Genomic DNA, 22,764 nt, shown 5'->3' with positions numbered 1-22,764 from the left:
CCTTAATACAGTGAATGCTTGTTGCTTTCGATAAAGTTTTTGTCCAAACGGCCAAACATTTTGTAGTAACACCAAGCGGTGTAACACAGAATAATTGGAACAAAAATGATAGCAACCACAGTCATAACTTGCAGAGTGAACAGGCTAGATGTCGCATCCCACATGGTCAAGCTTGCATTTGGCATGATGCTTGAAGGCATGACGAACGGGAACATTGCAACACCACATGTCAAGATAATGCAAGCGATAGTCAATGATGAGAACAGGAACGCCCAACCATTTTTATCTGCTTTAGTTGCAATCATCGTTAACAGTGGTAATGCCAGACCCAGACCAGGTAAAGCCCACAGGATTGGATACGTATTAAAGTTAGTTAACCATGCACCAGAAACAACTTCTACAGTTTTGTTCAGTGGGTTAGACGGGCTTAATGTATCAATCGTTGAAGTCACAACATAACCATCGATACCCATCACTAACCATACGCCAGCACCAGCAAAAGCAGCTAAAGTGATAAACGCACAGATGTAAGTTGCTTTACGGGTACGTAAGTGCAGTTCGCCAGTTGTACGCATTTGCAGATAAGTTGCACCTTGGGTAACAATCATCATTAAACCGACAACGCCAGCTAACAGACCGTATGGGTTCAGCAGACCAAACAGGTTACCGGTATAAGTCAGATACTGCTGGTTATCGATTTGCAGTGGAACACCCAGTAACAGGTTACCAAACGCAACACCGATAACTAACGGAGGCACGAAACCACCGATGAACAGACCCCAGTCCCACATGCTACGCCATTTTGGGTTCTCCAGTTTAGAACGGTAGTCGAAACCAACCGGACGGAAGAACAATGCAGCTAATACCAAAATCATAGCGACATAGAAGCCAGAGAATGAAGCAGCATAAACCTGAGGCCATGCAGCGAACATCGCACCACCCGCAGTGATTAACCAAACTTGGTTACCATCCCAGTGCGGTGCAACAGCATTAATCATAACGCGGCGTTCAGTATCTGTTTTACCTAAGATAGGTAATAAGAAGCCTACGCCCATGTCAAAGCCATCCGTGACGGCAAATCCAATCAGCAGTACGCCGATAAGGATCCACCACACAAATCGAAGAACTTCATAATCAAACATAAGTGGACTCCTGTTTACTGAACGTCGTGTGCTGAACTATTTTTCTGTTCAAAATGGTAACGACCGGTTTTCAGGCTGCTAGGCCCTTTGCGAGCGAATTTGAACATTAAGAACATTTCGGCAATCAAGAACAGTGTATACAGACCACAGATCAGAGCCATAGAGAAGATCAGGTCTTGTGGGGTTAAGTTAGAGTGTGCGACCGAAACCGGTAACACTTCACCAATTGCCCACGGTTGACGACCATACTCAGCCACGAACCAGCCTGATTCAATAGCAATCCATGGTAATGGAATACCAAACAGAGCCAGACGAAGCAGCAGTTTGCTCTTACCAATACGGTTACGAACAACTGACAGGAATGCCCAACCGATGATTAACAGTAACGCGAAGCCAACTGCAACCATGATACGGAATGCCCAGAACAGTGGTGCAACATTAGGAATACTGTCTTTAACCGCTTTCTGAATTTGTTCTTCTGTCGCATCAACAACGTTTGGTGTGTATTGTTTTAACAGAAGACCATAGCCAAGGTCTTTTTTACTTGCTTCGAATGCAGCACGCAGTTCTGGGCTCTTATCACCAGCTAACAGCTGTTGTAATTGACCATAAGAAACCATACCGTTACGGATACGGACTTCGTGTTGCTTCATCAGATCTTTCAGACCTAATACTGGCGTGTCGATAGAACGCGTTGCAATAATACCCATCGCCCATGGAATTGAGATAGAGAATGTATTCTCTTGTTTCTCATTGCTTGGGAATGCGATTAGGTTAAATGCAGCTGGAGGCGCATGGGTTTCCCACTCTGCTTCAACAGCGGCCAGCTTCGTTTTCTGCACGTCACCCATTTCGTAACCTGATTCATCACCAAGAACGATAACAGAGAGAACAGCAGCCATACCAAAGCTTGCAGCAATTGCAAAAGAGCGCTTAGCGAATGCCAAGTCACGACCTTTAAGCATGTAGTAAGAGCTGATACCCAGAATGAACATGGCACCAGTACAATAACCAGCAGCAACTGTGTGAACGAATTTAACTTGCGCAACTGGGTTCAGGACTAGCTCAGAGAAGCTAACCATTTCCATACGCATTGTTTCGTAGTTGAAGTCTGCAGCGATAGGGTTTTGCATCCAACCGTTCGCAACCAGAATCCACAGCGCAGAGAAGTTAGAACCTAAAGCAACTAACCAAGTCACCGCAAGGTGCTGAGTTTTGCTTAAACGATCCCAACCGAAGAAGAATAAACCAACAAAGGTAGATTCTAAGAAGAATGCCATCAGACCTTCGATTGCCAGAGGCGCACCGAAGATATCTCCAACATAGTGGGCGTAGTATGACCAGTTAGTCCCGAATTGGAACTCCATAGTCAGACCAGTCGCAACACCCAGAGCGAAGTTAATACCAAATAACTTGCCCCAGAACTTAGTCATATCTTTATAAATTTGTTTACCAGACAGCACATATACCGTCTCCATAATCGCAAGCAAAAACGCCATACCGAGCGTTAATGGAACGAACAGGAAGTGATACATCGCAGTTAAGGCAAACTGTAATCGTGACAGTTCGACAATATCAAACATCTTGACTCCTTGCTCCTAGCAGGAAGACACCGACTTGCGGCAACCCAGCTTCCAGTGTTAAACGGGAAAGCCTCTTAACTACCAGCAAAAAATGCCTCAAAACAACAAATAATTAACAAAAGTAAAAGAAAAAACCTACCATAATAATAGTACGCCTATCTTCACATACAATAAACTTCTTTTACGTGATTCAGATTTGAATTCTGAAGTTATATCAATAATTATACCCTTTAATAGAAAAATGAGTATTTGATCGAGCACCAATTTAAGCAATTTGGGCAAATAAAGCTAGTGGTAATAAATTGATTTACGTCAATTTTTTCTCACTTGTTAATTGCTCTCGACCCGATTCAAATAATAGTTAGACAGTTGTTAACTATCTGTTATTTTAATTGATATAGGTTTTTTTACTTTTTTAATAAGATTAAAACAAAATGATAACTTTTGTTTTTCTCAATCTAAAAAAGAATGCTTATTTATAATAGCAGCCCATTTCTAAATTATTACTTTATTTATTAATAAAGATAATTATCGTAAAAAAAGCCCTATATTCAGTTAATCAAAATAATCTAAAAATAAAAAAATTGATCTAATATCAAATTAGACCATTTCCCATTTTGTGCTATTTCATATTCAATAATAAACTTACCCAAAACGTACTATTTATGCTGACTTATTTTGGTATTACTCACTAAAAACCCTACATTTTAAGCTTTTAGTAGAAATTACATGAAATAAGTACAGTTATTAGCCATAAAAAAACCCGTGCTTCCTAGAAAGCACGGGCTTCGTCTCTTACGTGATACGAGCTATAAGCTCATATTGCGCTTATTTGTTTAGCATAGACTTCACAGCATCGCCGATATCAGCCAAGCTACGTACAGTTTTCACGCCAGCGGCTTCTAAAGCAGCAAATTTCTCGTCAGCAGTACCTTTACCACCAGCGATAATTGCACCAGCATGTCCCATACGCTTACCTTTAGGTGCAGTTACACCCGCGATATAGCCAACAACTGGCTTAGTGACGTGCTCTTTGATGTATGCAGCCGCTTCTTCTTCCGCGTTACCACCGATTTCACCGATCATCACGATCGCTTCAGTTTGTGGGTCTTCTTGGAATAATTTCAGGATATCGATAAAGTTTGAACCAGGAATTGGGTCACCACCGATACCAACGCAAGTTGATTGACCTAAACCTGCATCCGTTGTTTGTTTTACCGCTTCATAAGTCAGTGTACCTGAACGTGAAACGATACCAACTTTACCTGGCATATGAATGTGGCCAGGTTGGATACCGATTTTGCACTCGCCCGGAGTGATAACACCTGGACAGTTAGGGCCAATCATACGAACGCCAGCTTCGTCTAATTTCACTTTAACAGTCAGCATATCCAGTGTTGGAATACCTTCTGTGATAGTGATGATCAGTTTGATGCCTGCATCAATCGCTTCAAGGATAGAATCCTTACAAAATGGTGCTGGTACGTAGATAACAGATGCTGTTGCACCGGTTGCTTCTACTGCTTCACGCACAGTGTTAAATACCGGCAAACCTAGGTGAGTTGTACCACCTTTACCTGGCGTTACACCGCCAACCATTTTTGTACCGTAAGCAATAGCTTGTTCGGAGTGGAAAGTACCTTGACCGCCAGTGAATCCTTGGCAAATTACTTTGGTGTTTTTATCGATTAAAATAGACATTATTTAGCCTCCGCCGCTGCTACTGCTTTCTTAGCTGCATCTGTCAGGCTGTTTGCAGCGATAATATTTAAGCCGCTGTCTGCCAGTTTTTTCGCACCTAACTCTGCATTGTTACCTTCTAAACGTACAACTACTGGTACATTCACGCCAACTTCTTCTACTGCACCAATGATGCCGTCTGCAATCAGGTCACAGCGAACGATACCACCAAAAATGTTTACGAATACAGCTTTAACGCTCTTATCCGAAAGAATGATTTTAAACGCTTCAGTTACGCGTTCTTTGGTTGCACCGCCACCAACGTCAAGGAAGTTAGCTGGCGCACCGCCGTGCAGTTTAACGATATCCATGGTACCCATTGCAAGGCCCGCACCGTTAACCATACAGCCGATATTACCATCCAGAGCAACGTAGTTAAGTTCCCACTTAGCCGCTTGAGCTTCACGTGCATCTTCTTGAGATGGATCGTGCATTTCACGCATTTCAGCTTGACGATACAGAGCGTTGCTATCCACGCCTAATTTACCATCTAAGCAAACTAAATCGCCTTCAGTATTGATAACTAATGGGTTAACTTCGATCAGCGCTAAATCACGCTCTAAGAACATGGTTGCTAAGCCCATGAAGATTTTAGCGAATTGGCTAACTTGTTTACCCGTTAAGCCTAATTTGAATGCCAGTTCACGACCTTGATATGGCATTGGGCCAGTCAGCGGATCGATAACGGCTTTGTGGATCAGTTCTGGTGTTTCTTCAGCAACTTTTTCAATTTCAACGCCGCCTTCAGTTGAAGCCATGAATACAACGCGACGTGTACCACGGTCCACGACTGCACCTAAATACAGTTCTTTAGCGATATCAGTCGCGCTTTCAACCAAAATTTGGTTAACCGGCTGACCATTTGCATCAGTTTGGTAAGTAACCAGATTCTTACCTAACCATTTTTCAGCAAATTCACGGATGTCATTGATATCTTTTGTAACTTTTACGCCGCCAGCTTTACCACGTCCACCTGCGTGAACTTGGCATTTGATAACCCATGGACCATTACCGATTTTTTTCGCCGCAGCTACTGCTTCTTCTACTGATGAACAGGCATAACCAGTTGGAGCTGGTAAACCATAGCGTGTAAAAAGCTGTTTTGCCTGATACTCGTGTAAATTCATGATGTTCTATCCATAATTGAGTCTGGAGGAGCGTTTATCGCCCCTTGCAATTGTTACAGATTTAGCAGCCAGCGAACTGGCTGCATCGGTTACCTCAGACCGGACAGGTTGTCCCCCTGCCCTGTTATGTTTCTATACGTCTAGCAGTAAACGAGTTGGATCTTCCAACATATCTTTGATAGCCACTAAGAAGCCAACTGATTCACGACCATCGATTAAACGGTGGTCATAAGACAGCGCTAAATACATCATTGGAAGAATTTCTACCTTACCATTAACTGCCATTGGGCGGTCTTTGATGGCATGCATGCCTAAGATTGCGCTTTGTGGTGGGTTAATGATTGGAGTAGACATCAGAGAACCGAACACACCACCGTTAGTGATAGTGAAGTTACCGCCACTTAAATCTTCAACAGTTAATTTACCGTCGCGACCTTTGACAGCCAGCTCTTTAATATTTTTCTCGATATCAGCCATGCTCATTGCATCCACATCACGCAGAACTGGGGTTACCAGGCCACGCGGTGTTGATACCGCAATACTGATGTCGAAATAGTTATGGTAAACCACGTCCGAACCATCGATAGAAGCGTTCACTTCTGGATAGCGTTTCAGTGCTTCAACCGCCGCCTTAATGTAGAAAGACATAAAGCCTAAACGTACACCGTGACGTTTTTCAAATGCTTCACCGTACTGTGCACGCAGGTCTTTAATAGGCTGCATGTTGATTTCGTTGAAGGTTGTTAACATCGCCGTGCTGTTTTTCGCTTCCAACAGACGCTCTGCAATACGTTTACGCAGGCGAGTCATCGGAACACGTTTTTCACTACGGTGAGCTAATGGTGCTTGAGCTGCAGCTGGTGCTTGAGCCGCAGGTGCCGCAGCTGGTTTAGCTGCTAAATGTTTTTCAACATCTTCACGAGTCAGACGACCGCCAACACCAGTCCCTTTGATATCCGCAGGGTTCAGGTTGTGCTCAGCGACCAGACGACGAATCGCTGGGCTCAGCGCATCATTACTTTCTTCTTCTAAGCTCGCCGTTTGACGTGCTGCTGGTGCAGGTGCTGCTTCTTTAACTTCAGCAGGGATACCTGTGCTATCGCCTAAACGAATGCGACCTAGTAACTGTTTAGATAAAACAGTTGCGCCTTCTTCTTCAATAATGGCTTCCAGAACACCTGCTTCACTTGCAGGAACTTCAAGAACAACTTTGTCTGTTTCGATCTCAACCAGAACTTCGTCACGCTGAACACTGTCACCTGGTTTTTTATGCCATGTGGCAACCGCTGCATCAGCGACGGATTCAGGAAGATCGGGAACAAGAATTTCTACGCTACTCATTTTCTATCCTTTAATTATGCAATGTTCAAAGCGTCATTAACCAGGGCCGCTTGTTGTTCCTGGTGAACGGAGGTATAACCAACTGCTGGAGAAGAAGAAGCTGCTCGACCCGCATAGCGTAAAGTTGCGCCTGCAGGGATAGCTTCATGGAAATTGTGCTGGCTGCAATACCAAGCACCTTGGTTTAGTGGCTCTTCTTGGCACCAAACGAAATCTTTCACATGAGCGTACTGAGCGAATACTTTTTGGATATCTTCGCGTGGGAACGGATACAGCTGTTCAATACGCACGATAGCCACATCTTTTTGCTCTTTCTTACGACGTTGTTCTAATAAATCGTAATAAACTTTACCGGAACACATAACGACGCGTTTCACATCTTTCGGATTAATTTCGTCAATTTCACCGATAACTGGTTGGAATGAACCATTCGCCAGCTCATCCATGCTAGAAACTGCTAATGGATGACGTAACAGTGACTTAGGTGACATAACAATCAGAGGACGACGCATATCGCGCAGTGCTTGACGGCGTAACATGTGATAAACCTGGGCTGGTGTTGATGGCACACACACTTGCATGTTTTGATCTGCACACAGTTGCAGGTAACGCTCTAAACGTGCAGATGAGTGCTCTGGGCCCTGACCTTCATAACCATGAGGCAGTAGCATAACCAGACCACACATACGACCCCATTTTTGCTCACCAGAGCTAATGAATTGGTCGATAACAACTTGCGCACAGTTAGCAAAGTCACCGAACTGAGCTTCCCAAATAGTCAGCGCGCGCGGTTCAGTTGTTGCATAGCCATACTCAAATGCCAATACTGCGTTTTCAGTCAGAACAGAGTCCCAAACGTTGAATACACCTTGGCCGCTATGAACATTTTGCAGAGGTACGTAAACAGAGCCATTAGTTTGGTTGTGAACAACTGCATGACGGTGGAAGAACGTACCACGCCCCGCATCTTCACCAGATAAACGGATTGGAATACCTTCATCAACTAACGTACCGTAAGCCAGAGTTTCTGCCGCACCCCAATCAAGTAATTTTTCGCCTTTCGCCATTTCAGCGCGGTCAGAATAAATTTTCTCAACACGAGATTGCGCAACGATACCTTCAGGGATCGTGCTCAGCTTAGTCGCTAACTCAGTTAAACGTTTAATATCGTAGTTAGATTTGTATTGCTCATTCCACTCATGATTTAAGTACGGTTCCCAAGTGTAAGAATGCAGCCCCATTTCACGATATTCTTCAACAACACAGTCACCACGATCTAACGCGTCACGATACAGGTTAACCATTTCAGTGACTTCATTCGCAGAAACCACGCCAGCTTCGATTAAACGATCTGCGTAGATTTTACGTGGGGTTGGGTGCTGTTTAATTTTTTGGTACATGATTGGCTGAGTTGCACTTGGCTCATCAGCTTCGTTATGTCCATGACGGCGGTAGCACACTAAGTCGATCATCACATCGCGCTTAAAGGTGTTACGGAAATCTAAGGCTAAGCGAGTCACGAATGCAACCGCTTCAGGGTCATCAGCATTAACGTGGAAAATAGGCGCCTGCACCATTTTCACGATATCAGTACAGTATTCTGTTGAACGCGTGTCTTTCGGGTTTGAGGTTGTGAAACCAACTTGGTTGTTGATAACGATACGCATGGTACCGCCAACTTCATAACCACGAGCCTGAGACATGTTCAGGGTTTCTTGTACAACACCTTGACCAGTTACTGCTGAGTCACCGTGAATGGTGATTGGCAGAACCATATTACTACGACCTTCGTCCAGACGGTCACGGCGAGCACGTACAGAACCGATAACCACTGGGCTTACGATTTCTAAGTGTGATGGGTTAAATGCCAGTGCTAAGTGAACACGGGAACCCGCCGTTTCGAAATCAGAAGAGAAACCTTGGTGATATTTAACGTCACCTGCGCTTGAATGGTCTTTATGCTTACCAGCAAATTCATCAAATAATTCGGCTGGTTTTTTACCCAGAATGTTGATCAGGACGTTTAGGCGGCCACGGTGCGCCATACCAAGCACCACTTCACGAGTGTCTTGTTTGCCTGCATGATGGATAAGATCCTTCAGCATTGGGATCAGTGCATCGCCACCTTCTAAAGAGAAACGTTTTGCACCTGGGAATTTTGCACCAAGGTAACGCTCAAGACCTTCTGCTGCTGTTAATTCAGCTAAGAAGCGACGTTTTTCTTCTTTAGAAAATTGCTGCGCAACATTCACAGACTCTAAACGTTGTTGGATCCAACGTTTTTCTTCTGTGTTAGTAATGTGCATATATTCCGCACCAATGGAACCGCAATAGATGCGTTTCAGGTGGTCATATAGTTCGCTGAGTTTCATGGTTTCTTTGCCAATTGCAAATGAACCCACGTTGAAAGTTTCGTCGAAATCTTCTTTGGTTAGGTTATGGAATGTAGGGTCCAGATCTGGAACGGCTTCGCGTTTCCAAAGTCCTAACGGGTCGAGATTTGCATTTTGATGTCCGCGGAAGCGGAAGGCATTGATGAGCTGCAAAACTTTAACTTGTTTTGCGTCGATCGTTGGATCGCTAACAGAGGTGTGGTAACGGGTAGAATCTTTTGCTAAGCGACGGAAGTAGTCTCGTGCTTGCGAATGTAATTGCTCACCGCTATTACCCGCTCCAGGTAGTTGCTGGAAGATTTCTCTCCATTCGACATCTACGGAATTAGGGTCAGTCAGATAATCTTCATAGAGCTGTTCTATATAAGACTGGTTCGCGCCTGCCAGAAAGCTTGAATCCAGCCAGTCCTTCATTACGCCGTTCTGCATTGTGATCCCTTAAGCTTTATAAGCTTTAGTTTTCGCCGTGGTTAACTAATCGCCGCATTTAAGCGACCTCGATAAAGGTTCTCTTGGACGTGCTTTTTGCATGTTCTCACTTTGGGAGTCCCTCTTATCAATTAAGGGTTTCCCTTTTAAGGAACCTTTAAAAACTGTCTACGGTTTTTAAAGGTTCCTTGCTTTCGCAAGTGTCTTCATCTTGTTTTGCAGTTGGCTTTTTACTTTCACTTTTTGACTTTTTACTTTACGTTTCAGTGATTCAATTTAAGACTTATACTTACTTTACGCTTATTTTTTACTTTAAGTACGTATTTTGTGCTATCCAAATTTAGCCTACGGCACCTAAGCGCCGCAGGCTGTATCGATTTAGGCGCTATGTTTCAATAACATAGACTTAATGTGACCGATAGCTTTCGTTGGATTTAGTCCTTTAGGGCATACATTGACACAATTCATGATGCTATGACAGCGGAAAACACTAAAAGCGTCGTTCAGATCATCTAATCGTGAATCTGTTTCAGTATCGCGACTGTCAATTAAGAATCTATAGGCAGCGAGCAGACCTGCAGGACCGATAAATTTGTCCGGATTCCACCAGAAAGATGGGCATGAAGTTGAACAGCATGCACACAGAATACACTCGTAAAGACCATCAAGTTTTTCACGTTGTTCTGGTAGCTGTAAGTTTTCGCGCGCCGGCGGATTCTTATTATCATTAAGAAGATACGGACGAATTTTTTCGTATTGAGTATAAAATTGCGTCATGTCGATGATCAGGTCACGAATCACTGGCAGACCGGGCAATGGACGGATCACAATTTTTTTACCACTACGGGTTAAAGCAGACAATGGCGTAATACAAGCCAGTCCGTTTTTACCGTTCATGTTCAGACCATCAGAACCACATACACCTTCACGGCAAGAACGACGGAATGAGAGTGTTGGATCTTGTTCTTTTAACTGAATTAACGCATCCAGCAGCATCATGTCACGCCCTTCTTTCACTTCAAGGGTGTAATCTTGCATACGTGGCGCATTGTCTACATCAGGATTGTAGCGATAAATCGAAAATTCTAGTTTCATAGTTTATTTCTCCGCAACTGGATTAACACCACGCATTAATAAGTACGAATCTTCGGTGGGAAGGCTTCACGCAACTTAGGTTGCATGTTCACTTCACGACGAGTCATCGTTTCAGATTGCGGTAGATATAATGAGTGACATAACCAATTTGCATCATCACGATCTGGGAAGTCAAAGCGACTGTGAGCACCACGGCTCTCTGTACGGAAGTTTGCAGCTTGTGCAGTTGCATAAGCAGTTTCCATCAGGTTATCCAGCTCTAAACATTCGATACGTTGGGTATTGAACTCAGTTGAAGTGTCATCCAGACGCGCATTTTTCAGACGTTCACGGATTTCTTTCAGTTCTTCTAAGCCCTTCGCCATTGCATCCCCTTCACGGAATACGGAGAAGTTGTTCTGCATACAAGATTGCAGCGCTTTACGGATATCAGTTGGATCTTCACCCGTACGCGCATTTTCCCAACGATTGAAACGAGCCATTGCTGCATCGATGTCTGATTCAGACGCATCACGCATTGTACCTTGTTCCATGATGGATTCATTTAAGTGTAAGCCAGCAGAACGACCAAAAACTACGAGGTCAAGTAGGGAGTTACCACCTAAACGGTTAGCGCCGTGTACAGATACACAAGCAATCTCACCCACAGCAAACAGACCCGGAATCACTTCGTCTTCGCCTTTTTCGTTATAGCGAATTGCTTGACCCGTCACTTTAGTTGGAATACCACCCATCATATAGTGACAAGTTGGGATAACTGGGATTGGCTCTTTAACTGGGTCAACGTGAGCAAAAGTACGAGATAATTCAAGGATACCCGGTAAGCGAGATTCCAGAACATCTTTTCCTAAGTGGTCCAGTTTCAGTTTCGCGTGTGGACCCCATGGGCCATCACAACCACGACCCTCACGAATTTCAATCATGATTGAACGTGCAACAACATCACGACCAGCAAGGTCTTTCGCGTTTGGTGCATAACGTTCCATGAAACGCTCGCCATCTTTATTCAGCAGGTAACCACCTTCACCACGACAGCCTTCTGTGACCAGAACACCTGCGCCAGCGATACCCGTTGGGTGGAACTGCCACATTTCCATATCTTGTAATGGAACGCCAGCACGTACGGCCATACCAACACCGTCACCCGTATTGATGTGTGCGTTAGTGGTGGATTGGTAAATACGACCTGCACCGCCAGTTGCTAAGATGGTTGCTTTCGCTTTGAAGTAAACCAGCTCGCCCGTTTCCATACAGATTGCAGTACAACCTACGATATCGCCATCTTGGTTTTTCACTAAATCCAGTGCATACCATTCAGAGAAAATCGTAGTGTGGTTTTTTAAGTTTTGCTGATACAAAGTATGTAACAGTGCGTGACCAGTACGGTCAGCTGCCGCAGCAGTACGTGCCGCTTGCTCGCCACCGAAATTCTTAGACTGACCACCGAATGGACGTTGATAAATACGTCCATCATCAAGGCGAGAGAAAGGCAATCCCATATGTTCTAATTCAAGGATAGCTTCCGGTCCTGTTTTACACATGTATTCGATAGCGTCTTGGTCACCGATATAGTCGGAACCTTTAACGGTGTCGTACATGTGCCATTCCCAGTTGTCAGGGTGTGTGTTACCAAGTGCAACAGTGATACCACCTTGCGCTGACACAGTATGAGAACGAGTTGGAAAAACTTTAGATAACAAAGCACAAGATAGGCCTTGTTGAGAAATTTGTAGTGCTGCGCGCATACCTGCACCGCCCGCACCGATAACGATAGCGTCAAACTCTCTGATTGGCAGATTCATTTTATGCACCCCACACAACAATTGTTCCGTAAATTAAGTAAGCCAGTAAACCAACCACGATGGCCAGTTGCAGCACTAAGCGAATCGCCAGCGGCTTAACATAGTCAGTCAGTACTTGCCACATACCAATCCAGGCATGCACAAGAATTGAGAACAATGTGAGGATGGTGAATACTTTGGTCACAGAGGAGGCAAAGAAGCCACGCCATACTTCATAGGTAATATCATTAATTGCTACGAAGCCAACAATGTAGAGTACGTAGAGGACGATAACGATCGCCGAACCACGGATTAGCAGCCAGTCCTGGATACCAGTACGGCCTAAAGCTGATGCATTACTTACCATACTAAGATCCCCGCCAGAATTGCCAGAATTACAGTAATTACGAATGTAATTTTTGCGGATGAGTTGCCCGCAGCAAGGGTTTCATCAACACAACCGAAATCCATCAGCATATGACGAATACCACCACAAATGTGGTACGCCAGCGCTGTTAAGATCCCCCAAAGAATGAACTTGGCAAAAAAGCCAGTCATTATTTCAGACGCGTATTGAAAACCTTCTGGAGAGGAGAGAGAAGTCCCTAGCAACCAAAGCAGAATACCAACTGCGATGAGAGTAATGACGCCAGAGACACGGTGCAAGATCGACGATATTGCAGTAATCGGAAAGTGAATCGTCTGCAAATCAAGGTTGACAGGTCTTTGTTTTTTCACAATTTTGCCCACACAGCTCTTTATTATTTTCCATCCTCCGGACCTGGGGTGGAAATCAGACAGCGACAGGGGTACAAAATGCAACTTAACACAAACTTTAATCCATCATGTTTGAATAAAGTTGCATACTGATCACGCTGGGAACTCCTACTCAGGGTAATCCGGAGACCTGGCGCCAGTATAAAGTCTTCACATTGCTATTACAATTCCCACACAAAAGGTTTGGAGACATTTAGCCCGAACAGTGAGAAGGATCACGATTTAAACATTTTATATAAATGTGCTTATCTTATTTGACAATGATTCAACATTTATCTTACATATATGCCTGACAGATTTATCTGAATACGTTACGGATGACCCAGAGTCGTGTAGTAATGTGAATGAGTATGCAAGTATAAACAAAAGTTATGAAAGTTGTTTCCCTTACCACAAATAATGATATTGTAGAGAAAACAACAAAAAAAGAACATAACGCCCTATACACTCGCAAACAACCTAACCACATTGTTATCGGTATTGATATTGGTTGCCGGATTTCAAGGTTTTATGTGATATCCCGCTGATTTTCTCAACACACCGATAGAACAATGCTCAAAGACGCAGTATAACGCTGAGTTCTGGGTTGTTGAGTGTGGATTATCAAGCGCTAAGGAGACCGTAAATGGCTGATAACAAAGCTAAGATAATGACTGGAAGTAAAGGTGATTTCGAACTAGACATCCTAAGCCCAACCATTGGCCAAGATGTTATCGATGTACGAGCTTTAGGTTCTAAAGGGTTCTTCACATACGACCCCGGTTTTACTTCTACCGCATCCTGTGAGTCAAAAATTACCTATATCGATGGTGATAAAGGCGTTCTACTCCACCGTGGTTTCCCAATTGATCAACTCGCCACTCAAGCCTCATACCTTGAAGTCTGTTATATCCTGTTATACGGCGAAGCACCAACCCAAGAACAGTACAATACATTTAAAAATACGGTGACCCGCCACACCATGATCCATGAGCAAATCACTCGTATGCTTAATGGATTCCGTCGTGACTCTCACCCAATGGCAGTTCTGTGTGGGGTAACAGGTGCTCTAGCAGCATTCTACCACGATGCATTAGACGTTAATAACCCTCGCCACCGTGAAATCACCGCTTACCGTCTGCTGTCTAAAATGCCGACCGTTGCAGCGATGTGTTATAAATACTCTATTGGTCAACCTTTTGTTTATCCTCGTAATGATTTATCTTACGCGGGTAACTTCTTGCACATGATGTTCTCTACACCATGTGAAGAATATGTGGTTAACCCAGTACTTGAGCGCGCAATGGACCGTATTTTGATCCTACACGCTGACCACGAACAAAACGCATCAACCTCAACAGTCCGTACCGCTGGTTCTTCCGGTGCTAACCCATTTGCGTGTATTGCAGCAGGTATCGCGTCTCTGTGGGGACCTGCTCATGGTGGCGCTAACGAAGCATGCCTACGTATGCTTGAAGAGATTCAAACTGTTGAGCACATCCCAGCATTTATCGAACGTGCAAAAGATAAAAACGACTCTTTCCGCTTAATGGGCTTCGGTCACCGTGTTTATAAAAACCATGACCCACGCGCTACCGTTATGCGTGAAACTTGCCATGAAGTACTGAACGAGCTGGGTTTAAATGATAGCCTGCTTGAAGTGGCCATGGAATTAGAACGTATCGCACTGAACGACCCGTACTTCATTGAGAAGAAACTGTACCCTAACGTTGACTTCTACTCAGGTATCATCCTGAAAGCAATGGGGATTCCATCTTCAATGTTTACTGTTATCTTCGCGATTGCACGTACCATTGGTTGGATTGCACATTGGAACGAAATGCACGATGAAGGTCTGAAAATTGCGCGTCCTCGCCAACTGTATACTGGCTACGACAGACGTGAATTCAGTTCTGAGTTAGACAAAAAATAATTTAACTCACTCATCACTAAAGCCTCGAAGATTCGGGGCTTTTAAATGTCTAACATTCTATATTTATTCTATTTTTTTAGTCTTGATTCACCGCTGTATTCCCGCGGTGTCATCCCGCTCATTTTGCGGAAAAAACTAATAAATGCGCTGTCACTGGCTAAACCTAACTCTTGAGTAATAAATCCATAGCTTTTCTCCTGTGCTAATAACTCTATCCCTTTGATAAACCGCCATTGTTGTCGCCACGCCTGATAACTCATTCCTGTCTCTTTTAGAAAAACTCGAGTAATCGTTTTCTCACTGGCACCAACCGTTTGAGCTAATTGATTTAGAGGCGGAGGAAGTCGCTCTAGGTCAAGGGACTTAAAACGCCGGTCTTGAGGTAAAGAAAGTAGCGTAGGTTCCTTTGTTGCACATTGTAATTCATCAATAAAAACAGGAAGTAACCTTGCTAGTCTCCCTTCTCGCCAGTCACTCTCAAAAGGCGCCACCGCGATGCGTTCCAACAGTTCTCGAAGCAAAGGAGAGATACTTAAAATAGACACCTGATCAGAGATTTGCTCTGCATATTCTTGGCTTAGGTAAACAGACCGATACCCTACCGAAGCTCGCATTTGTGCTCGATGCTGTGTAAATGGTGGGATCCACGCGACTCTCCCTGGCGGTAGTAACGAAATTTCATTCTGTAAGCTAATGCGAATACAGCCTTGTTGTGTAAATAATAACTGCCCCATTTCATGGGTATGCGCTCCTGAATCATGTTGCCCCATTTGGGCTGCAATCCCCAATACGGGGGTATCATACCAGTGAGTTTGAAACTCATCCGTCTGTAATAACCACGCCATAAATGTCTCTTTTTTGATATTTATTGTCTTTATTATCGTAATAAGACAAATAAAAAGCCACTAAACTTTGCGCCATTCCACACACATTGAAAATAAATAGGTAAATCAATATGGAGCGCGTACTTTCATTATCTTTAGCAATAGCGCTGATGATGTTTCCGCAAATTGTCGAAACCCTATATAGCCCTGCGTTAACAGATATTGCGGCTGCATTTCAGGTGAATGCCGAGCAAGCCTCTCAAACACTTTCGCTGTATTTCTTTTCTTTCGCTTTTGGTGTCGTATTTTGGGGCAGAATGTGTGATGTGATTGGTCGTCGTCCCACTATTTTGCTTGGGTTATTTCTGTATGGAATTGCCTCTGTAAGCACACTTTTTGTCTCACATTTCTATGGGTTACTGTTACTGCGTATGTTATCTGCGTTTGGCGCTGCGGTAGGTTCTATTGGCACACAAACCATGATGCGTGACAGTTTTCAAGGTCATACGTTAGCCAAAGTTTTCTCTGTGATGGGTATCGCCTTAGCGATAAGCCCCGCTCTTGGGATGATTTTCGGTGCCAGCTTAGTTTGGCTAGGTAGTTACCGAGCCGTTTTTATGGGTTTGGCTCTTTTAGCCGCCATACTTTTGTTATGGTCATGTTATAAGCTTCCTGAGACCAAACCACAGAACGTGATCAAAACCCCATTTTTAACCACGTTTTTACACATGTTAGGGGATAAACGAATTTTCCAAAATGTGATGTTGATTGCATTTTTCAACATTAATTTATTCAGTTACTATCAGCTTGGACCTTTCATTTTTGAGCAATTAGCGTTCAACCAACAACAATTTGGTCTAACTGGAATTCTGTTAGCGTTTGGTGTTGGTCTCGGTTCGCTGATCAATCGCACATTATTGACGAAAAAGTGGTCACCCGAAAAGCTCGTTAAACTGGCAAGTGGCGTTTCTTTAATCAGCGGCGGCTTAGTTTATCTATTACAAGGTCATATTGGGTTTGTGCTACCAATAATGGGCATTGTGGTGGGATATGGGATCGCAATCCCGAATATTTTGGCGCACGCTCTGGATCATTATCAAGACAGAAAAGGCACCGCCGGCGCAATTTTAGGTTTGTTTTACTATTTAGGATTAGCTCTCGGATTAATGGCCGCCGGCGAGGTTCAAAACCTAGGATTAGTGCTTATCACTTCAAGCTTAATTCTGGTTTTAGTGGCTTTAAAATACCGGACTTAAATCAAACTTAAATTTGATATTTAACGGAAAAAAATCAAATTATCTTTATTACATAGCTATTTTCTAAATAGTTCGCGTTGTAGCTAGGCGGCAAATGAGCTAATCCCTAGGAGCATACAAAAGTATGTGACTAGGGTTAGTGAGTGAAGCCAACAACGCTACAGCGCGAAATATGACGAAAAAAATTAGGCGGGGTTATCGATATCGATGAAGGTAGCATTTACCTCATGATTATCATTCAACCACTCCGTCAACGCCTTAATCCCATAACGCTCTGTTGCGTGGTGCCCTGCGCTGTAGAAATGGATTCCCATTTCTCTTGCGATATGAATAGTTTGTTCTGACACTTCCCCTGTCACGAAGGCATCTACACCAAACTCCGCCGCTTGCATAATAAAGCCCTGACCACCGCCAGTACACCATGCAATTTGACGAATTTCTTCTTTGGCGTTGTCGCCACAATGCAATACTTTGCGCCCTAAGCGTGTTTCTAAACGTTGGGTTAATTCCGCTGGGGTAATGGGTTGGTCGAAAAAGCCAAATGGCATCAGTGGCTCAATGTTGCCATTGACTTGCACGCCCATAATATGAGCCAGTTGCACATTGTTGCCTAATACTGGGTGAGCATCTAATGGTAGGTGATAACCGTACAGGTTAATGTCATTCGCCAGTAACGTTTTTAGGCGATTTCTTTTCATGCCTTTGATAATGGCCGGTTCGTTTTTCCAAAAGTAGCCATGATGCACAATCACAGCATCGGCATTGAGTCTGACCGCTTCATCCAATAATGCTTGGCAAGCCGTCACGCCTGTCACGATTTTTTTAACGTGGGGACGACCCTCTACTTGTAATCCATTTGGAGCATAGTCTTGGATTTCACTGACTTTCAGCTCGTCGTTAATCAGTTCTTCTAACTTAAAATTATGCATAATCGTGTCCTTTACCTACTGAATTCCTACATATTCGTATTCAATTAGCATAAACGTAAATGACATTTTTTTCTGCTGTATTTATTGGCAAACTCACACAAGCTGAAGAATTCAGTTAAATTTGAAAGAGAGAGAATTAAACAAAAGGCTCCCCACTGAGAGCCTTTTTTAGTTTACAGAATTGCGACTATTTTTAGTCTTTCTTAGATTTATTCGCAAAGAAAATATCAGATTGAATATCTTCAGTTCGAATAGTGAAAAGTTGGTTAGTTAAATCCTCAGTTAACTTCTCGGCGCTTGCCATCACATCCAAATTAAACTTGTTGAGCATTTTATTGGCGGCGGCTTTATCTGTTTTCGCCATTTTTAAGTAATTCACTTCCATGGCTTTTTGCTCTAACGCCGTTTTCGCTTCCCACTCTTGATAGGCTTTTTTAACAATAGGCGCCAATTTAGGGTAGTCCGTCATCACTAATGTTTGTAACTTACGGTATTTCCAATAAATAGAATCGCTGTCTGCCTTGTCTGTCCCAATACCATAATGTTTTGGATAAGCTTCTAACCCACTATAGAAAGGAACAAACGCGGTCAAATCAGCCATTCCTAGACCAACATATGTCACTTCACCAATTTCTTGCGGTAGCTCCGGACGTACTTGCATCACATGAGCCTCGTAGGTTCTAAAGACACTGATTGGTCGCCATGGCTCTTTTCCATTTAAGCCGTTGGTATACGGATCATGCTCCGTGCCTTCAAAGTGATTACGTAGCATGGCTTTCGCTTCTTCGACAGACACTTTTTTCTCTGGAGTTAAGAAAGGCGCAAAATTTCGACCATCTGCAATATCTTGTTTTAACGACGGATTAAACTGCTGCTGAATGATCCAAACTCGTGGGTCGTTATAATCACGATCACGCTCATCATCACGCGTATAGGCTTTAGAGAAATTGAATGCGCCATCTTTAGCAGGGTTGTATAAACCCTTTTCTACTGCAAATTCAACGAGGTTTTTAGAACCAAGCATATCGGGATTATTCACCTCAAATGCTTGTAAACGCCCCTGATTACCCGTTGCAAAATATTTATCTTTTGCAATTTTTTGAGCCATCCATTGATGCCCCGTCCCTGTTTCTAAATACCACAATTCATTTTTATCGACGACAGCAACACCAAAACCTTCACCAGCACCTTGGGTTTCAATAATATTACCTAAAAGCTCCACCGCTTCACGGGCTGTTTTTGCACGAGAAAGAAGTACATCTGGAATATCATCTTCGGTAATTCCCGTTTCTTCAACATAGGGATCAAACGCTAATGCTTTAGTAGAAGCAAATATAGATTCGGTACCACTAACTCCTACACCTAATTCATTAAATCCAGTTGCACCATGTAATTGTGTTTTCCAATTTGGCACAGTTGTATATCGTAATGAATTTTTTGGTAATGGGTAGGTGAAATTATTAGCACCATTATGTTCTTTTGTACTGTATATTCCGGATTGATTTTTCTTTGCTGGATGTATTACAAAATGCTGAGCCTTTAATGCACTGCTGTCAGCGCTTCTCGCGATAATTAGCGAGCCATCATTCGTGGCTTCACTGCCTGCAAGTAGCGTGGTACAGGCCAACCCCGATGATATTAATGCGATATTAATTGACAATGCGATAACACATTTTTTAAATAGAATCATGATATTCCTCATTTGCTATTTATAATTAAATATCTTTTGGATTTTAATAAAATAAAATCTAATTTTATTGGGAATGGATATTAGCAATGAGACAAAGACAATTACCGTGATTCACTTCTCAGTGTCAAATAAGTTAATTTATTTAAATTTCAAATTAAATAACATGGCTTTAATTTAAATAACATTGAAGTATAGGAATTAATTATTATGATTTTTATATAAAAAAATCCCCACAATTAAATTATTGTAGGGATATCTTTTTAGTGAATTGAATCACTGATTAACGATGGCTTTCCATCGTCATTTCCGAGCTAGCCAACCATACAGGTTTATCGCTCGTTTTAGCCCAGACTTTATGCAGGTAGCTATAAAATCTTGCTCTTTTTGGGTAAAAAACCATAACCGGAAACGCAATAATGCCAGCTGTTACAGCAGCAGTGCGGCGTAAAAGTACCTGATTACGGGAATATTCTTGATATGTGGACATCGATATCCTCCTTCAGTAGCCACTTAATTTTGCCGATTCCAGTCTTGCTCTTTACTTCTATTTCACTTAATTCACATTTAACTCAATTCGCATTGAACGCAAATCATCAAAGAGGCACTAAAATCGAACACCAAGGTTAATCTTCATTAACGGAATCTATAATAGCGCAATTTGTGTAATTAAACCACTCATCTGACCACTTAAATATAAAATAAATTAACTTTTTGACTCAGTTTCGTTGCTTTATTACAAAATGTAGCAAGATACCGTATGAAACAAACAAATAAATTACATTTAATTAACACACTATACTTAGAGAATCCCTCTATCATCACGAGGCGATTTTAATTGGGCATTTTTATACTATTTTTACACCCCACCTTGTTTTTTTATCAGCTTCTTTACAAGCAAATGCCTAACCTAGCGCAATGGAAATAATAAGGAGATAACAATGTCACTACTTTCCATTTCTGGGGCAGTTCTTGTTGTTGTACTGCTGGTTTATCTGATTTATGCCCTGCTCAACGCGGAGAATTTCTGATATGGCCACCTATGCGTTTTTATTGATCGCCAGTTTTTTACTGGTTCTGATGCTGTTAGCAAAACCACTCGGCAACTTTATTGCTTATCTGATTGATGGTGATATGCCGCGTGCTATTGCCAAAAGTGAATCCGTATTTTGGCGATTAAGCGGCATCAAACAAGTGGGGCGCGATCTCCCTGAGATGAATTACTGGCAATATGCCATCGCCATTTTGCTATTTAACCTGCTAGGTTTTGGCTTACTATTCGTCATTTTAATGTGCCAAGGCTCGTTACCACTCAACCCTCAGCATTATCCGGGAATGAGCTGGGACTTAGCTTTTAATACAGCAATTAGTTTTGTTGCCAATACCAACTGGCAATCTTATAGCGGGGAAAATACCCTAAGCTATCTGAGCCAAATGGTCGGGTTAACCGTACAGAACTTCCTTTCGGCAGCGACAGGGATAGCCGTCGTGTTTGCACTTATCCGTGCATTTTCACGCCACGGTAGCAAAACGATTGGTAATGCTTGGGTTGATTTAGCGCGTATCACGCTGTATCTCCTGCTGCCATTAGCCATTATTTTTGCGTTATTCTTTGTCAGCCAAGGGGTTATTCAAAACTTCTCCCCTTATGTTTTGAGTAACAACCTTGATAGTGCGCCGCAACTGTTACCAATGGGGCCTGTTGCCTCCCAAGAAGCCATCAAATTATTAGGGACCAATGGTGGCGGATTCTTTGGGGCTAACTCATCTCACCCATTTGAAAACCCAACGGCATTAAGCAACTTTGTTCAAATGCTGGCTATCTTCCTTATTCCAACGGCACTTTGCTTTGCTTTTGGTCGTACCGTTTGTGATAACAAGCAAGGTCACGCCCTGTTATGGGCAATGGCGATTATTTTCGTGATTGCCGCCGCCGTTGTGATCCATGAAGAATATGTCGGCAACCCATTCTTAGGGGAGCTACACGCTAGCAGCACAGCCAACCTTGAAGGAAAAGAAAGCCGCTTTGGCACATTAGGATCTGCGTTATACGCCGTCGTCACCACCGCGGCATCTTGTGGTGCTGTGAACTCAATGCACGATTCTTACACTGCATTAGGTGGCATGGTTCCTATGTGGCTGATGCAAATTGGTGAAGTTGTCTTTGGTGGAGTCGGTTCAGGTTTATACGGCATGTTGCTGTTTGTTTTACTTGCCGTGTTCTTAGCGGGATTGATGATTGGTCGTACTCCTGAATACCTCGGTAAAAAAATCGAAGTACGTGAAATGAAAATGGTGGCACTGGCAATTCTTGTTACGCCAACTTTAGTGCTACTTGGTACCACTATTTCACTGATGACCGAAGCAGGACGTGCCGGCATTCTTAACCCTGGCGCTCACGGATTTAGCGAAGTGTTATACGCTTTCTCATCCGCAGCCAACAACAACGGCAGTGCATTTGCAGGATTAAGCGCGAACACGCCGTATTACAACGTGATGCTGGCATTAGCCATGTTCCTCGGACGTTTCGGTGTGATTTTCCCTGTATTAGCTATCGCAGGCTCTATGGCAGTGAAAAAACCACAAGCGGCTAGCCTTGCGACATTGCCGACACACGGTCCACTGTTTATCGGTTTATTAATCATGACTGTTCTTCTCATTGGTGCGCTGACTTTTGTCCCTGCGCTTGCGTTAGGGCCAATCGCGGAACATCTGCAAATTTGGTTAGCGGCATAATGAGGGTGAAAA

Annotated in this window: 18 protein-coding genes; 4 read left to right on the top strand and 14 right to left on the bottom strand. The window is 43.2% G+C overall.

Going from position 1 to position 22,764, the window contains the following annotated elements:
• Positions 1-2: 2 nt before the first annotated feature.
• The 10 genes from cydB to sdhC all read right to left on the bottom strand — a co-directional run bounded on the left by cydB (position 3) and on the right by sdhC (position 13,381).
• Entirely contained in the window at positions 3-1,142 is a 1,140-nt protein-coding gene (gene cydB / locus M5X66_RS04830) for a cytochrome d ubiquinol oxidase subunit II (protein WP_036947789.1), read from the bottom strand.
• A gap of 14 nt (positions 1,143-1,156) precedes the next feature.
• Positions 1,157-2,725 carry a cytochrome ubiquinol oxidase subunit I gene (cydA, locus tag M5X66_RS04825; protein WP_036947791.1) on the bottom strand — a complete coding sequence of 523 codons (1,569 nt, stop codon included), beginning with the start codon at positions 2,723-2,725 and terminating at the stop codon, positions 1,157-1,159.
• Positions 2,726-3,553: 828 nt separating this feature from the next.
• Positions 3,554-4,426, bottom strand: coding sequence for a succinate--CoA ligase subunit alpha (gene sucD, locus M5X66_RS04820; protein ID WP_036947794.1), 873 nt, complete (start codon positions 4,424-4,426; stop codon positions 3,554-3,556).
• Positions 4,426-5,592, bottom strand: coding sequence for an ADP-forming succinate--CoA ligase subunit beta (sucC, locus tag M5X66_RS04815; RefSeq protein ID WP_006660449.1), 1,167 nt, complete (start codon positions 5,590-5,592; stop codon positions 4,426-4,428). Before sucC ends, sucD begins: the two co-directional genes overlap by 1 nt.
• A 132-nt stretch (positions 5,593-5,724) precedes the next feature.
• Complete coding sequence (gene odhB, locus M5X66_RS04810) at positions 5,725-6,933, bottom strand: 2-oxoglutarate dehydrogenase complex dihydrolipoyllysine-residue succinyltransferase (RefSeq protein WP_036947796.1); 1,209 nt, start codon at positions 6,931-6,933, stop codon at positions 5,725-5,727.
• 14 nt (positions 6,934-6,947) lie between these two features.
• Positions 6,948-9,755, bottom strand: coding sequence for a 2-oxoglutarate dehydrogenase E1 component (gene sucA / locus M5X66_RS04805; protein WP_108479382.1), 2,808 nt, complete (start codon positions 9,753-9,755; stop codon positions 6,948-6,950).
• A 378-nt stretch (positions 9,756-10,133) separates the two neighbouring features.
• On the bottom strand, positions 10,134-10,850 hold the full coding sequence (locus M5X66_RS04800; RefSeq protein WP_036947808.1) for a succinate dehydrogenase iron-sulfur subunit: 717 nt from the start codon (positions 10,848-10,850) through the stop codon (positions 10,134-10,136).
• Positions 10,851-10,885: 35 nt separating this feature from the next.
• Positions 10,886-12,652: a succinate dehydrogenase flavoprotein subunit gene (gene sdhA, locus M5X66_RS04795; protein ID WP_154637479.1), complete on the bottom strand. Its 1,767-nt coding sequence runs from the start codon at positions 12,650-12,652 to the stop codon at positions 10,886-10,888.
• A gap of 1 nt (position 12,653) precedes the next feature.
• Positions 12,654-12,998, bottom strand: a complete 345-nt coding sequence (gene sdhD, locus M5X66_RS04790; protein ID WP_036947812.1) for a succinate dehydrogenase membrane anchor subunit — start codon at positions 12,996-12,998, stop codon at positions 12,654-12,656.
• A complete protein-coding gene (gene sdhC / locus M5X66_RS04785) occupies positions 12,992-13,381 on the bottom strand; it encodes a succinate dehydrogenase cytochrome b556 subunit (protein WP_004909059.1) in 390 nt (129 codons plus the stop codon). Before sdhC ends, sdhD begins: the two co-directional genes overlap by 7 nt.
• 652 nt (positions 13,382-14,033) lie before the next feature.
• Here sdhC and M5X66_RS04780 point away from each other — a divergent pair.
• Positions 14,034-15,320: a citrate synthase gene (locus tag M5X66_RS04780; protein WP_036947815.1), complete on the top strand. Its 1,287-nt coding sequence runs from the start codon at positions 14,034-14,036 to the stop codon at positions 15,318-15,320.
• Between the two features lie 68 nt (positions 15,321-15,388).
• On the opposite strand, the gene M5X66_RS04775 is transcribed toward M5X66_RS04780, so the two are convergent.
• On the bottom strand, positions 15,389-16,165 hold the full coding sequence (locus M5X66_RS04775; RefSeq protein WP_108479380.1) for an AraC family transcriptional regulator: 777 nt from the start codon (positions 16,163-16,165) through the stop codon (positions 15,389-15,391).
• Positions 16,166-16,275: 110 nt separating this feature from the next.
• Between M5X66_RS04775 and M5X66_RS04770 the strand changes: the two genes are divergently transcribed.
• Positions 16,276-17,400, top strand: a complete 1,125-nt coding sequence (locus M5X66_RS04770; protein WP_036947818.1) for a multidrug effflux MFS transporter — start codon at positions 16,276-16,278, stop codon at positions 17,398-17,400.
• A 185-nt stretch (positions 17,401-17,585) separates the two neighbouring features.
• Here the strand turns inward: M5X66_RS04770 and M5X66_RS04765 are convergent, their stop codons facing one another.
• From M5X66_RS04765 to M5X66_RS04755, 3 genes are all read right to left on the bottom strand, one after another.
• Entirely contained in the window at positions 17,586-18,329 is a 744-nt protein-coding gene (locus M5X66_RS04765) for a type 2 GTP cyclohydrolase I (protein ID WP_036947820.1), read from the bottom strand.
• A gap of 193 nt (positions 18,330-18,522) precedes the next feature.
• Positions 18,523-20,019: a C69 family dipeptidase gene (locus M5X66_RS04760; protein ID WP_270103901.1), complete on the bottom strand. Its 1,497-nt coding sequence runs from the start codon at positions 20,017-20,019 to the stop codon at positions 18,523-18,525.
• Positions 20,020-20,299: 280 nt separating this feature from the next.
• Positions 20,300-20,506 carry a YbfA family protein gene (locus M5X66_RS04755; protein WP_036947824.1) on the bottom strand — a complete coding sequence of 69 codons (207 nt, stop codon included), beginning with the start codon at positions 20,504-20,506 and terminating at the stop codon, positions 20,300-20,302.
• 451 nt (positions 20,507-20,957) lie between these two features.
• Here M5X66_RS04755 and kdpF point away from each other — a divergent pair, with 451 nt between their 5' ends.
• Positions 20,958-21,047: a K(+)-transporting ATPase subunit F gene (kdpF, locus tag M5X66_RS18665; protein WP_071524944.1), complete on the top strand. Its 90-nt coding sequence runs from the start codon at positions 20,958-20,960 to the stop codon at positions 21,045-21,047.
• 1 nt (position 21,048) lies between these two features.
• Positions 21,049-22,752 carry a potassium-transporting ATPase subunit KdpA gene (gene kdpA / locus M5X66_RS04745; protein WP_036947830.1) on the top strand — a complete coding sequence of 568 codons (1,704 nt, stop codon included), beginning with the start codon at positions 21,049-21,051 and terminating at the stop codon, positions 22,750-22,752.
• The last annotated feature ends 12 nt before the right edge of the window (positions 22,753-22,764 follow it).

Source organism: Providencia sp. PROV188 (assembly GCF_027595165.1).
GTDB lineage: Bacteria > Pseudomonadota > Gammaproteobacteria > Enterobacterales > Enterobacteriaceae > Providencia > Providencia lanzhouensis.
The sequence above is the reverse complement of the archived record's forward strand: the minus strand, read 5'-3'. Positions and strand labels throughout refer to the sequence as shown.

Excerpts from the sequence above, each read along its gene's own strand:
- cydB (WP_036947789.1), bottom strand. The coding sequence starts at position 1,142 with ATGTTTGATTATGAAGTTCTTCGATTTGTGTGGTGGATCCTTATCGGC.
- cydA (WP_036947791.1), bottom strand. The coding sequence starts at position 2,725 with ATGTTTGATATTGTCGAACTGTCACGATTACAGTTTGCCTTAACTGCG.
- sucD (WP_036947794.1), bottom strand. The coding sequence starts at position 4,426 with ATGTCTATTTTAATCGATAAAAACACCAAAGTAATTTGCCAAGGATTC.
- sucC (WP_006660449.1), bottom strand. The coding sequence starts at position 5,592 with ATGAATTTACACGAGTATCAGGCAAAACAGCTTTTTACACGCTATGGT.
- odhB (WP_036947796.1), bottom strand. The coding sequence starts at position 6,933 with ATGAGTAGCGTAGAAATTCTTGTTCCCGATCTTCCTGAATCCGTCGCT.
- sucA (WP_108479382.1), bottom strand. The coding sequence starts at position 9,755 with ATGCAGAACGGCGTAATGAAGGACTGGCTGGATTCAAGCTTTCTGGCA.
- M5X66_RS04800 (WP_036947808.1), bottom strand. The coding sequence starts at position 10,850 with ATGAAACTAGAATTTTCGATTTATCGCTACAATCCTGATGTAGACAAT.
- sdhA (WP_154637479.1), bottom strand. The coding sequence starts at position 12,652 with ATGAATCTGCCAATCAGAGAGTTTGACGCTATCGTTATCGGTGCGGGC.
- sdhD (WP_036947812.1), bottom strand. The coding sequence starts at position 12,998 with ATGGTAAGTAATGCATCAGCTTTAGGCCGTACTGGTATCCAGGACTGG.
- M5X66_RS04780 (WP_036947815.1), top strand. The coding sequence starts at position 14,034 with ATGGCTGATAACAAAGCTAAGATAATGACTGGAAGTAAAGGTGATTTC.
- M5X66_RS04775 (WP_108479380.1), bottom strand. The coding sequence starts at position 16,165 with ATGGCGTGGTTATTACAGACGGATGAGTTTCAAACTCACTGGTATGAT.
- M5X66_RS04770 (WP_036947818.1), top strand. The coding sequence starts at position 16,276 with ATGGAGCGCGTACTTTCATTATCTTTAGCAATAGCGCTGATGATGTTT.
- M5X66_RS04765 (WP_036947820.1), bottom strand. The coding sequence starts at position 18,329 with ATGCATAATTTTAAGTTAGAAGAACTGATTAACGACGAGCTGAAAGTC.
- M5X66_RS04760 (WP_270103901.1), bottom strand. The coding sequence starts at position 20,019 with ATGATTCTATTTAAAAAATGTGTTATCGCATTGTCAATTAATATCGCA.
- M5X66_RS04755 (WP_036947824.1), bottom strand. The coding sequence starts at position 20,506 with ATGTCCACATATCAAGAATATTCCCGTAATCAGGTACTTTTACGCCGC.
- kdpF (WP_071524944.1), top strand. The coding sequence starts at position 20,958 with ATGTCACTACTTTCCATTTCTGGGGCAGTTCTTGTTGTTGTACTGCTG.
- kdpA (WP_036947830.1), top strand. The coding sequence starts at position 21,049 with ATGGCCACCTATGCGTTTTTATTGATCGCCAGTTTTTTACTGGTTCTG.